The following is an 11,622-nucleotide window of genomic DNA, read 5'->3' on the forward strand; positions in this document are numbered from 1 at the left end:
GTGCAGGCAGGCCGCCGCCGGGCAGCCCGGGTGGCCCGCCCAGCAGCTCGCCCAGCGGCGCACCGGCGGTGACCGGCTGGCCGGGGCGGACGCCGGCCGTACCGGCTCGTGGGTGGTCCGCAGCCCGTCGGCGTGGCCCACGGTGACCACCGGGCGGCCGGCCACCAGACCCGCGAAGAGCACCGTGCCCGGCCCGGCACTGCGGATCACCGCTCCGGCCGGGGCGGCCAGGTCGACACCCCGGTGCCCGGCCAGCCACGGCCGCGGCGGCGGGTCGAACCGACGTACCGGGCGGGGCGGGCCGTCGAGCGGCCAGCGGAACCGCCCCGGACCGACGTCCACCGAGGACGACGCCAGCACCGCCACCGGCACGGCCCGCGTCGGCGGATGGCCGGGCATCCCCGCCACGAGCACGGCCAGCCCGCAGAGCTGGACGGCCAACGCGAGAGGAAGCGCGGCGCAGAGCAGGACGGTGCGGCTGATCCAGCCGGCAGGGGGGACGGTTGACGGTCGCATGACGGCAGCCTCGGGCCGCGGCCGGACCGTCCGCCACCCCGCACCGCGGAGCTGTGGACAACCGGAGGCGCTGTGGACGACCACCCAGAGCCGTCGGTGATCTGCTATGTCCAAGGCTGGCCGGCGCTGCCTACGCTGGGTCGGTGACGAAGGACTGGCTCTCCTGGCACGACGACTACGACCAGCCGGGCTCGGCATTGGCCGCCCGCCTTGCCGAGGTGCGGGAGCAGGTCCGGGCGGCCCTGGATCGGGCGCCGGCCGGGCCGCTGCGGGTGGTCAGCGCCTGCGCAGGTCAGGGGCGGGACCTGATCCCGGTGCTCGCCGCGCACCCCCGTCGGGACGACGTGACCGCCCGCCTTGTCGAGTTGGACCGACGCAACGCCGCGATCGCCGAGGACGCCGCCCGGTCGGCCGGGTTGACCGGCGTCCAGGTGGTGGTGGGTGACGCGGCCGCGACCGACGCGTACACCGATCTGGTCCCGGCCGATCTGGTGCTGCTCTGCGGGGTGTTCGGGAACGTGTCGGACTCGGACGTCCGGGCGACAGTCGGGCACTGCGCCGCGCTCTGCGCGAGCGACGGCACGGTGATCTGGACGCGGCACCGGGGGGAACCCGATCTGGTGCCCACCATCTGCGACTGGTTCGCGCAGGAGGGCTTCGCTGAGATCGCGGTCAGCACTCCCGCGGACCGGGTGGGCGTCGGCGTACACCGGCACCTCGGCCGTCCCCGGCCGCTCCCTCCTGGCGTGACGATGTTCCGCTTCCTCCCCGACTGACCCCGCCCGCCCGCGCCACCGCAGACGCCCGGCCTCGCCGCAGTCGCACACCGCCGGCCGGCTGGGCCGTGTTCGGGTCATCGGCGAGGGCCTAGGCTGGGCGACGTGCGGTGTAGCGCCGCCGTTCGCACCGGGGAGGCCGCATGACCACTGTCGATGACCGGACGACGCCCGCGGGCACGCCGACGGTGGCGGAGGCGAGCGGGCCGTCCCGGCTCGCCGGGCCGGACGAGGCGATCAGCACGGAGGAGTTGCAGCTGGCCGCCCGTAACCACGGCATTCCCCTGGAGGCGCTGCGCTACGACGTCACCCCGGCCGGGCTGCACTACCTGCTGATCCACTACGACATTCCGGAGCTGGACGCGGCCACCCACGCGCTGACCGTCGGCGGCGCGGTCGATCGGCCGCTGACCGTCAGCCTGGCCGAGCTGCGCGAGCGGCCCCGGGTCACCCACCGGGTCACCCTGGAGTGCGCCGGCAACGGCCGGGCGCTGCTGCACCCGCGGCCGGTCAGCCAGCCGTGGCTGGTGGAGGCGGTCGGCAACGCCGAGTGGACGGGCACGCCGCTGGCGCCGCTGCTGCGCGACGCGGGCCTCGGACCGGACGCGGTCGACGTGGTCTTCACCGGCGCCGATCACGGTGTCGAGCGCGGGATCGAGCAGGACTACCAGCGGGCGCTGCCGGTCGCCGACGCGCTGCGCGAGGAGGTGCTGCTGGCGTACGAGATGAACGGCGCTCCCCTGCTGCCGCAGCACGGCGCCCCGCTGCGGCTCATCGTGCCGGGCTGGTACGGCATGGCGCACGTGAAGTGGCTCCACTCGGTCGAGGTCCGCACCGAGCCGTTCGAGGGCTACCAGAACGCGGTGGCGTACCGGCTGCGCCGCGACGCCGACGACCCGGGCGTGCCGGTCACCCGGATCGAGCCCCGCGCGCTGGTCCGCCCACCCGGCTTCCCCGACTTCATGTCCCGTCGTCGGGTTCTGCGGCCCGGGTCGTGCACGGTGGACGGTCGGGCCTGGTCGGGGCACGCGCCGGTGGTCGCCGTGGAGGTGACCACCGACGGCGGGGAGAGCTGGGCCTCGGCGGAGCTGGACCCGGCGGACGGTGGCGATTTCGCCTGGCGGCGGTGGCGGTACGAGTGGACGGCCACCCCGGGCCGGTACGTGCTCGGCGCGCGGGCGACCGACGCGTCCGGGCGGACCCAGCCGGTCGAGCAGCCGTGGAACCGGGGTGGTTTCGCCAACAACCTGGTGCAGCGGGTCGAGGTTGTGGTGCCGGCCGAGTGACCGACCGGCTACGCCACGGGTGGGGGGCCCGTGGCGCGGTTGGGAGCGGTCAGCCGCCGAAGCCGGAGTCGGCGGGCAGCGAGATGTCGGGCTTCTCCAGCTCCTCGACGTTGACGTCCTTGAAGGTCATCACCCGGACGTTCTTCACGAAGCGGGCGGGACGGTACATGTCCCACACCCAGGCGTCGTGCATCTCGACCTCGAAGTAGACCTCGCCGTCGGAGTTGCGCACGTGCAGGTCGACCTGGTTGGCCAGGTAGAACCGACGTTCCGTCTCCACCACGTACGAGAACTGGCGGACGATGTCGCGGTACTCCCGGTAGAGCTGAAGCTCCATCTCGGTCTCGTACTTTTCGAGATCTTCCGCGCTCATCGCACTCCGCCTTCCATGACCACATCTTCCCCCACCGGCGCCGGAGGCCGAGGCTGCTCGCCCAACGCCACGCCGACGGTACCCCCTGACGCCCAGGAGCGCTCCATCGGCTCGTCCGCGCCCGCACCGGCGGGCCGGCGGGAGCGCGGCGGTCGGCCGTCGCGGCCGGAGACCGTGGCGACATTGACGTACGAGAAACGGTGCTCCCGGCACGGCCCGTGCTCCCGCAACGCGGAGCTGTGCTCCGGAGTGATGTAACCCTTGTGCTCGGCGAACCCGTACGCGGGGAACACCCCGTCCAGCTCCACCATGATCCGGTCCCGGGTGACCTTGGCGAGAACGCTGGCCGCCGCCACGCACGCGGCAACCCGGTCACCCTTCCACACCGCCAGCCCCGGCACGCCCAGGCCGTCCACGCCGAAGCCGTCGGTCAGCACGTACTCCGGTCGGGTGGTGAGCGAGGCGAGCGCCCGACGCATCGCCGCCAGGTTGCACACGTGCAACCCCCGGGCGTCGACCTCCTCGGCCGGGATGACCACCACGGCGTACGCCAGGGCGCGGTCCACGACCTCCGCGTACACCCGTTCCCGGCTGGCCGGGGTGAGCAGCTTGGAGTCGGCCAGCCCGTCGATCTCGCCGCGTCGCCCCTCCGGCAGCACCGCGGCGGCGGCGACCAGCGGGCCCGCGCACGCGCCCCGGCCGGCCTCGTCAGCACCGGCCACGTGCCGGAAACCGCGCCGTTGCAGCGCCCGTTCCAGCGCGTACAGCCCGGCCTCGCGGCGTACGACGGTGCGGGGCGGGGTCAGCACGACGCCTCGCCAGGGCGGGCCTCGGCGGCTGGGGGCAGGAGCCGGGCCAGCAGGTCGGGCAGCTCGGGCGGGTAGTACCGCTCCGCGCTGGCGGTCAGCTCGGCCGGCAGCCACCAGCGGTGACCGGCGATGCTGCGCTGTTCGATGTCATCGAAACCGACGGTGTCGACCTGCCACGACGGCACCCGGAGAAGGAAGAAGTCCTGCTCCTGGCGGTACCAGGCGCCGTCGAACGTGAACTCGGTCGTGTCGGACCAGACGGGCTCGCCCAGCTCGGCCGGGTCGATGCACAGCCCGGTCTCCTCGGCCAATTCCCGGGCTGCGCCCGCCGCCGGCGACTCGGCCGCGTCGAGCCCGCCGCCCGGCGTGAACCAGTAGCGGTGCCCGGGGCGGGCCGGGTCGAAGCCGTGGAAGAGCAGCACCCGACCGGCCGCGTCGACGAGCAGCACGCGGGCGGCGCGTCGAGGGGTGTAGACGGTCACCGCCCCAGCCTGCCAGACCGGAGGCGGTTCGCCCACGCCCCCGTCGGACCTACGGCTTGGGGATGCCCTCGAACTGCTCCGGAACCGTCAGCCAGGTGGCCCGGCTCACCGGCCAGAAGACGGTGAACGCCCGACCGACGACTTCACCCTCCGGAATCGTGGCCTCGGTGATGTTCTGCCCGGACTGCTGCCAGTGCTCCAACGAGTCACCCGACGCCGAACGGTGGTCACCCATCACCCACAGGCGGCCCTTCGGCACGGTGATGTCGAACTCCTGGTCGGCCGGCTTGTCGCGGACCCCGTCCATGGAGAAGATGTACGGCTCGTCCAGCGACCTGCCGTTGATGATCAGCCGCTCCTGCGGGTCGCAGCAGACCACGTGGTCGCCGCCGACGCCGATCACCCGCTTGATGAAGTCCTCACCATCGGGGTTGCCGCTCCACTCGGTCGGCGCCTTGAACACGATCACCTCGCCGCGGTGCGGTGACCGGAAGTCATAGACCAGCTTGTTGACCAGCACCCGGTCATCGATCTTGAGCGTGTTCTCCATGGACGGGGACGGGATGAAGAAGGTCTGCAGCACGAAGGCGCGGACCAGCACCGCGACCAGGATCGCCACACCCAGCAGGATCGGCAGCTCCTTCCAGAAGGAGCTACGCGGCTTGTCGGTCTGCTCGTCAATCACGCCAAGGAGCCTACGTTGCCGGGCCGGACGTCACCGTCCGGAACGCGCGGGAACCCCGTAGCGCCACCGCCACGGGAAGAATCAACAGCACACCACCCTGCGGGGTGGGTCGGACCGGGGGCGCGCCGGAGGAGGCCGTGACGGGCCCGGCCACATCCTCGAAGGTCGACGGCACCGACAGCGCACTCCAGCGCGACGACGGCCAGACCACCATGAAGGCCCGGCCGACGACGTTGTCGATCGGCACCGGACCCTGACAGCGCGCGTCCTGCGAGACCTCACGGTGGTCGCCCATCACGAAGATCTGGCCGGGCGGCACGACGACCTCGTCGAAGCGCCGGGAGCGGCACTCCTGCGGGTTGGGGGGCAGGTCCAGCGGTGAGTCCCGCAGGACGTACGGCTCGTTGAGCGGGGTGCCGTTGACGGTGACCCGGCCCTGCGTGTCGCAGCACTTCACCCGGTCGCCGGGCAGCCCGATCACCCGCTTGATGAAGTCCTTCTCACCGGGGCGGCTCACCCCGACCAGGTCGCCGACGGTGCGGGCGAGCTTGCCGGCGAAGCCCGGCTCCGGCTGCTCGTCGACCTGCGGCGCCCAGCGGTCGGTGCCCCGGAACACCACCACCTCGCCGCGTGCCGGGTCACGGATGTCGTAGACGACCTTGTTGACCAGCACCCGGTCACCGATCAGGAGGGTGTCCTCCATCGAGCCGGACGGGATGAAGAACGCCTGGAGCAGGAACGTGCGGATCAGCACCGCGAGGCAGAACGCGACGATCAGCAGCAGCGGAAGCTCCTGCCAGAGGGGCATCTGGCGGCGGCCGCGGCGGACCCGCCGGCGCCACGGATCGACGGTGCCGTCCTCGTCAAGCGTCTGCACCACGCCACTCCCCGGTCCGCAGAAACACCACCGCCCGGGAGCCTCGTCGAGGCTCCACGGGCGGTTGTGGACGGCTGCCCGCCACGTGGGCGGGAACGCCGCCTGGCTGCGCCCGTACGACCAGGGTAGTGCGGTCCGGTCGGTACGGCATACGCGCAGCTCAGGCGGCGTGGCGAGCGGGAAGTCAGCTGGGCTGCTTCTCCCGCTTCTCCTTGATCTTGGCCTTCTTGCCGCGCAGCTCGCGCAGGTAGTACAGCTTGGCGCGACGCACGTCACCGCGGGTCACGACCTCGATCCGGTCGATGCCCGGGCCGTTGAGCGGGTAGGTCCGCTCGACGCCGACACCGAAGCTGACCTTGCGGACCGAGAAGGTCTCGCGCAGACCGTCACCCTGGCGGCGGATCACGACGCCCTGGAAGATCTGGACACGGGACCGGTTGCCCTCGACGACCCGCGCGTGCACCTTGACGGTGTCACCGGCACGGAAGTCGGGAAGGTCGGTCCGCTTCGACTGGGCGTCAAGGGCGTCCAGGATGTTCATCGCTGCGTCCTCGTAAGGCTCACGGCGCACCGTCACTCGGTGCGCGGGTGGGTGATTCTGATCCCCGGATGGCGGTCGGCGGGCCGGCCCCGGTCAGGGATCCTCGCAGCCGCCCGCGGGCGCGGACGGATGCGGCAACCCCCCTACTTTGCCACATCCCCCGGCGGCGGCTGAAATCCGGCCCGGTCCAGGGCCGCGATGTCCCGTTTGTCGAGCCGATCGGCCGGCAGCGCGGCCAGCAGGTCCGGACGTCGGGCGGCGGTACGCAGCAGCCCCTCCTCGCGCCGCCACCGCGCGATCCTGCCGTGGTCGCCGGAGCGGAGCACCTCCGGCACCTCGTGCCCGCGCCAGCTCGGCGGCTTGGTGTAGATCGGCGCCTCCAGCAGCCCGTGGGCGTGCGACTCCTCGTCCAGCGAACCGGCGTTGCCCAGCACCCCGGGCAGCAGGCGGGTGACCGCCTCCAGGATCACCAGGACCGCCACCTCGCCGCCGAAGAGCACGTAGTCACCGAGCGAGACCTCGGTGACCGGCATCCGGGTGGCGGCGTGCGTCAGCACCCGCTGGTCGATGCCCTCGTACCGGCCGCAGGCGAACAGCAGGTGCGACTCGGCCGCCAACTCGTGCGCCATGGCCTGGGTGAACGGGGCACCGGCCGGCGAGGGCACCAGCAGCCGGGGCGGCGCGGCCTCGGCCGGCGCGAGCGCGTCCAGCGCCTCGCCCCACGGTTCGGGCCGCATCACCATGCCGGGGCCGCCGCCGTAGGGGGTGTCGTCGACCGTGCGGTGCACGTCGTGGGTCCAGGTCCGCAGGTCGTGCACGGCGAGCTGGAGTACGCCGTTGGCGCGGGCCCGACCGATCAGCGACAGGTCCAGCGGGGCGAAGTACTCCGGAAAGATCGACACGACGTCGACGCGCATGGGGGTGGTCCTAAAGATCGAGCAGTCCGGCCGGCGGGTCGACGATCACGCGTCCACCGGCCAGGTCGACCTCCGGAACGATCGCCCGGACGAACGGGATCAGCGCGGTGCGCCCCTCGGGGCGTCGCAGCACCAGCAGGTCGGACGAGGGCGCGTGGTCGATCCGGGCCACCTCGCCCAGTCGCTCGCCGGCCGGGGTGACCACGGCCAGCCCCACCAACTGGTGGTCGTGGAACTCCTCCGGGTCCTCCGGAGGCTCCACGTCGGCGCTGTCCACCACGAGCAGGGTGCCGCGCAGTGCCTCGGCGGCATCGCGGTCCAGGATCCCCTCGAAGGCGACGAGCATCCGCCCCTGGTGAAAGCGGGATTCCTCGATGGTCAGCTCCGCCGGCACCCGGAACGGCACGCCCGGACCGTTCGCCGGCGCGGGCGGCGGAACCGCCCCCGGCTCAGTACGCAGTACTGTGCCGGGGGCGAACCGTGCTTCGGGCTCGTCGGTCCGCACTTCCACGGTGACCTCACCGCGGACACCGTGCGGCTTGCCGATCCTTCCGACGACGAGCTGCATCAGTACGAGTCGACGATGTCGACGCGTACCCCGCGCCCGCCGATGGAGCCGATCACCTGACGCAGCGCCTTGGCGGTCCGGCCGGACCGCCCGATCACCGTGCCGAGGTCCTCGGGGTGCACGCGGACTTCGAGCCGCTTGCCCCGACGGGAATCGACCATCCGCACCCGGACGTCGTCCGGGTGGTCGACGATGCCCTTGACCAGGTGCTCCAACGCCGGACGCAGAGGCATGTCAGGCCTGCTCACCGGCGTCGGCAGTGGCAGCCGGGGCCTCGGCCGGAGCCTCGGTCTTCGGCGCCTCGGCCGGAGCCTCGGCGGCCTTGGCGGCCTTCTTGGCCGGCTTGGCCGGGGTCTCCGGGGCCAGCCCGGCGGCGGCCTTCGCCTCAGCCTCGTACGCCGCCTTGCGGTCGGCCCGCTCGGGGGCGACCTTCAGCGGCGGCGGGGCCGGCAGGCCCTTGAACTTCTGCCAGTCACCGGTCAGCTCCAGCAGCCGCTGCACCGCCTCGCTCGGCTGGGCGCCGACGGACAGCCAGTACTGGACCCGCTCCGACTTGACCTCGATGACCGAAGGGTCCTCCTTCGGCTGGTACACCCCGACGAACTCGATCGCACGACCGTCACGCTTGGTGCGCGAGTCGGCGATGACGATGCGGTACTGCGGGTTGCGGATCTTGCCCATCCGCAGGAGCCGGATCTTTACGGCCACAGTTGTTTCGCTCCTGTTGCGATCTCACCGGCCCGTACGGGCGGTGTGCATGGGTGAGCGCCGACCGGCACAGTGGGGTTGGGCCGGAGACTACTCGGTGGACTGGCGACGCGCCCGGGTTAGAGGGCGCCGGACGCGCGCCGGATACCAGCGACCCATTCTGCCAGATCCGATGCCGATCCCCCGCATCGGACCCGGACACCGCGTCACCGGTGACGTGGAACACCTTTCAGCGCACCGGCGGACGGTCCCATCCCGGCGGCAGTTCGTCCGGTACGTCCCAGTCCGCCGGCGGGGTGAAGTCACACCACGTGCCGTCGAACGGGAACTCGCCGGCCTCGGCGAGCGCGATCACCCGCTCCCCCTCGGCCCGGACCGCCTTCTCGTCGGTCACCCAGTAGTCGTCACCGAAGGCGAGCCGCTCGACGAACTCGTCCTCGTCCTTCCACTGCCAGCTGAGGTCCGGACGGACCACCACGTCGAGGTCCTGGTCCACCACGTCGACGCCGGCCACCGGGCCGTCGTCCCAGCGGACACCGGGCTCCTCCAGGTTGACGTACCAGTTGGCGAACCGGCCCCGCGCGTCGGAGAACCACCACACCGAGTGCGCCGCCCCGGTGGGCAGGAACTTCAACAGCGGTGGCCCGTTCCAGCGGCCGCGCGCCAGCCGGTACGACGACGAGATCCACTGGGCGAACGGCATCGCCCGCATCCCCAGCCCCGCCTCGGTCACCTCGTGGGCCACCGGCGAGTCCCGGGCGACCCAGACCAGCAGGCCCCGCTCGTCGTCGCTGACCACCCGGCCCGGCCGGACCCAGCCGATCCGGCCGTGCCGCACGTTCCGATGCATGATCAGCCGACCCGGCTCGAACCGGTCGGCGGGACCGCCCGGGCGCACCTCAGTAGGCGCGGGCGAGGATGGCGACCAGGTCGGGCTCGTCCTCCGAGTCCGGTACGGAGCCGTCGGCGCGCAGCAGGCAGCGCACCGTGACGCCCTGGCCGTTCGCCTCGGCCTCGCCGGCCACGCCGACCACCGACCACGGCACCCGGGCCCAGCCGTTCGCGGCGGCCTCGATCGCCTCGGCGAGGGTGGCCACCTCGACGGTGCGGGACAGCCGGTGGGCCAGCGCCTGGTCGTGCAGCGCCTTCTGGTCGGCCTCCAACGCGGCCAGCACCGCGCCGACCACGTCGGCGACCGGCGTCGGGGACTTCGACCCGTCGGTGCGGCGCACCACCGTCGCGTTGCCGGCGGCCAGGTCCCGGGGGCCGACCTCGACGCGTACCGGATAGCCACGCAGCTCGGCGTCGACGGCCCGGCGGCCGAACGCGGTGTCGGTCCGGTCGTCGAGCGCGACCCGGACACCGGCGTCACGCAGGCCGTCGCACAGCTTGGCCGCCGCCTCGGCGACACCCTCGCCGTCCTTGACGATCATGACGTACGCCTGGATCGGCGCCAGCCTCGGCGGCACGCGCAGGCCGTTGTCGTCGCCGTGCGCCATGATCAGGCCACCGAGCATCCGGGTCGACGTGCCCCACGAGGTGGTCCAGGCGTGCTCCCGGCCACCCTCGGCGGAGGAGTAGCTGATGTCGAACGCCTTGGCGAAGTTCTGACCCAGCTCGTGGCTGGTGCCCAGCTGGAGCGCCTTGCCGTCGCCCATCATGCCTTCGCAGGTGTACGTGGCCGTCGCGCCGGCGAACCGCTCGCGGGCCGTCTTGAGGCCCACCACCACCGGGATGCCGAGCACGTTGACCATCAGGTCCTCGTACGCCTCGTGCAGGATCCGCCGCGCGTACGCCCGCGCGTCCTCGCGGGTGGCGTGCGCGGTGTGCCCCTCCTGCCAGAGGAACTCACTCGTACGCAGGAAGATCCGCGGGCGAAGCTCCCACCGGACCACGTTCGCCCACTGGTTGAGCAGCAGCGGCAGGTCCCGGTACGAGTCGATCCACTTGGCCATGAACTCGCCGATCACCGTCTCGCTGGTGGGACGCACCACCACCGGCTCGGCGAGCTGCTTGCCGCCGCCGTGGGTGACCACCGCCAGCTCCGGCGAGAAGCCCTCGACGTGCTCGGCCTCACGCTTGAGGTAGCTCTCCGGGATGAACAGCGGGAAGTACGCGTTCTCCGCGCCGGCCGCCTTGATCCGGGCGTCCATCTCGGCCTGCATCCGCTCCCAGATGGCGTAGCCGGCCGGGCGGATGACCATGGTGCCGCGGACCGGGCCGTTGTCGGCCAGCTTCGCCTTGGCGATCAGGTCCTGGTACCAGCGGGGGAAGTCCTCCGCGCGGGGAGTGAGCACGCGTGCCATGACCGCACATCCTATGCGTCAGGCGGCGCGACGCCGCGCCCGGGAGCCGTCGTGCCGTGTCGCAGCCGCTCGTCGCGTCGACCGCGACGGCGCCGGGCCACTCGACGGCACGCGCTGGGCCACTCGACGGCGTGCTCGTAGAATTCGACGACCATGACTGCATCGACGGACTCGCCGCGCCAGCGCCTGCGGGACACGATCGTGGACGCCGCCCGCGCCCGGACCATCGCCGCCGGCTGGGACGCGGTCCGGATGGGCGGGGTGGCCACCACGGCGGGGGTGAGCCGGCAGACCGTCTACAACGAGTTCGGCAGCAAGGCGGGGCTGGCCGAGGCGCTCGCCCGCCGCGAGGTGGACCGGTTCGTCGGCGACGTTCGCGCCGCGCTGCTCGCGCACGGCTCCGACGTACGGGCCGGCGCGTACGCGGCGATCGAACGCACTCTCACCACGGCAGCCGACAACCCGCTGCTCAAAGCCATCCTGACCAGCGCCCGGGGCGGATCGGACGAGCTCCTTCCGTACCTCACCACACGGGCCGAGGTGGTGCTCACCGAGGCGTCCGGCGCGCTGATCGAGTGGGCCGGCGACCACCTGCCCGGAGCGGACCAGGGGGCGCTGGCCTTCGCCGCCGACACGATCGTCCGGTTGGTGGTGAGCCACATCGTGCTTCCCCGCTCGCCGATCGACCAGACCGCCTCGGCCCTGACCGACCTGGCCCTACGCCTCTTCACCGCCGCCGCCCGCCCGGCCCCCTGAGCCCACGCGGACGCCGCCCCAC

The 11,622-nt window shown here is 72.6% G+C and carries 15 protein-coding genes and 1 pseudogene; 3 read left to right on the forward strand and 13 right to left on the reverse strand.

Annotated features, from left to right (window positions below; translation table 11 throughout):
- A pseudogene (locus JNW91_RS25320) lies at positions 1-516 on the reverse strand (murein hydrolase activator EnvC family protein); the annotation flags it as partial.
- Between the two features lie 143 nt (positions 517-659).
- Here JNW91_RS25320 and JNW91_RS25325 point away from each other — a divergent pair.
- Complete coding sequence (locus JNW91_RS25325) at positions 660-1,292, forward strand: class I SAM-dependent methyltransferase (RefSeq protein WP_203177892.1); 633 nt, start codon at positions 660-662, stop codon at positions 1,290-1,292.
- A 143-nt stretch (positions 1,293-1,435) separates the two neighbouring features.
- Positions 1,436-2,578: a sulfite oxidase gene (locus tag JNW91_RS25330; RefSeq protein WP_203177893.1), complete on the forward strand. Its 1,143-nt coding sequence runs from the start codon at positions 1,436-1,438 to the stop codon at positions 2,576-2,578.
- Between the two features lie 49 nt (positions 2,579-2,627).
- Here JNW91_RS25330 and JNW91_RS25335 read toward each other — a convergent pair whose 3' ends face one another.
- The 12 genes from JNW91_RS25335 to proS all read right to left on the reverse strand — a co-directional run bounded on the left by JNW91_RS25335 (position 2,628) and on the right by proS (position 10,844).
- Positions 2,628-2,951: a DUF2469 domain-containing protein gene (locus tag JNW91_RS25335; protein ID WP_007075222.1), complete on the reverse strand. Its 324-nt coding sequence runs from the start codon at positions 2,949-2,951 to the stop codon at positions 2,628-2,630.
- A complete protein-coding gene (locus JNW91_RS25340; protein WP_203177894.1) occupies positions 2,948-3,760 on the reverse strand; it encodes a ribonuclease HII in 813 nt (270 codons plus the stop codon). Before JNW91_RS25340 ends, JNW91_RS25335 begins: the two co-directional genes overlap by 4 nt.
- Positions 3,754-4,242 carry an NUDIX hydrolase gene (locus JNW91_RS25345; protein ID WP_203177895.1) on the reverse strand — a complete coding sequence of 163 codons (489 nt, stop codon included), beginning with the start codon at positions 4,240-4,242 and terminating at the stop codon, positions 3,754-3,756. The genes JNW91_RS25340 and JNW91_RS25345 overlap by 7 nt, the downstream gene beginning before the upstream one ends.
- A gap of 49 nt (positions 4,243-4,291) precedes the next feature.
- Complete coding sequence (gene lepB, locus JNW91_RS25350) at positions 4,292-4,927, reverse strand: signal peptidase I (protein WP_203177896.1); 636 nt, start codon at positions 4,925-4,927, stop codon at positions 4,292-4,294.
- A 10-nt stretch (positions 4,928-4,937) separates the two neighbouring features.
- Entirely contained in the window at positions 4,938-5,807 is an 870-nt protein-coding gene (gene lepB / locus JNW91_RS25355) for a signal peptidase I (RefSeq protein ID WP_203177897.1), read from the reverse strand.
- A 181-nt stretch (positions 5,808-5,988) separates the two neighbouring features.
- Positions 5,989-6,345 (reverse strand): 50S ribosomal protein L19, encoded by a 357-nt coding sequence (gene rplS / locus JNW91_RS25360; protein ID WP_030335223.1) that lies wholly within the window; start codon positions 6,343-6,345, stop codon positions 5,989-5,991.
- Between the two features lie 143 nt (positions 6,346-6,488).
- Positions 6,489-7,262, reverse strand: a complete 774-nt coding sequence (gene trmD / locus JNW91_RS25365) for a tRNA (guanosine(37)-N1)-methyltransferase TrmD (protein WP_203177898.1) — start codon at positions 7,260-7,262, stop codon at positions 6,489-6,491.
- A gap of 10 nt (positions 7,263-7,272) precedes the next feature.
- Entirely contained in the window at positions 7,273-7,830 is a 558-nt protein-coding gene (rimM, locus tag JNW91_RS25370; protein WP_203177899.1) for a ribosome maturation factor RimM, read from the reverse strand.
- Positions 7,830-8,090, reverse strand: coding sequence for an RNA-binding protein (locus JNW91_RS25375; RefSeq protein ID WP_172862164.1), 261 nt, complete (start codon positions 8,088-8,090; stop codon positions 7,830-7,832). The genes rimM and JNW91_RS25375 overlap by 1 nt, the downstream gene beginning before the upstream one ends.
- Positions 8,065-8,538, reverse strand: a complete 474-nt coding sequence (gene rpsP, locus JNW91_RS25380) for a 30S ribosomal protein S16 (RefSeq protein ID WP_203177900.1) — start codon at positions 8,536-8,538, stop codon at positions 8,065-8,067. Before rpsP ends, JNW91_RS25375 begins: the two co-directional genes overlap by 26 nt.
- Positions 8,539-8,767: 229 nt before the next feature.
- Positions 8,768-9,388: a DUF402 domain-containing protein gene (locus tag JNW91_RS25385; RefSeq protein ID WP_203177901.1), complete on the reverse strand. Its 621-nt coding sequence runs from the start codon at positions 9,386-9,388 to the stop codon at positions 8,768-8,770.
- A 49-nt stretch (positions 9,389-9,437) separates the two neighbouring features.
- Positions 9,438-10,844 carry a proline--tRNA ligase gene (gene proS / locus JNW91_RS25390; RefSeq protein WP_203177902.1) on the reverse strand — a complete coding sequence of 469 codons (1,407 nt, stop codon included), beginning with the start codon at positions 10,842-10,844 and terminating at the stop codon, positions 9,438-9,440.
- Between the two features lie 153 nt (positions 10,845-10,997).
- On the opposite strand from proS, the gene JNW91_RS25395 reads away from it, so the two are divergent.
- Positions 10,998-11,600: a TetR/AcrR family transcriptional regulator gene (locus JNW91_RS25395; protein ID WP_203177903.1), complete on the forward strand. Its 603-nt coding sequence runs from the start codon at positions 10,998-11,000 to the stop codon at positions 11,598-11,600.
- Positions 11,601-11,622 lie beyond the last annotated feature (22 nt).

The sequence above is a fragment of the Micromonospora parastrephiae genome (assembly GCF_016802865.1).
GTDB lineage: Bacteria > Actinomycetota > Actinomycetes > Mycobacteriales > Micromonosporaceae > Micromonospora > Micromonospora parastrephiae.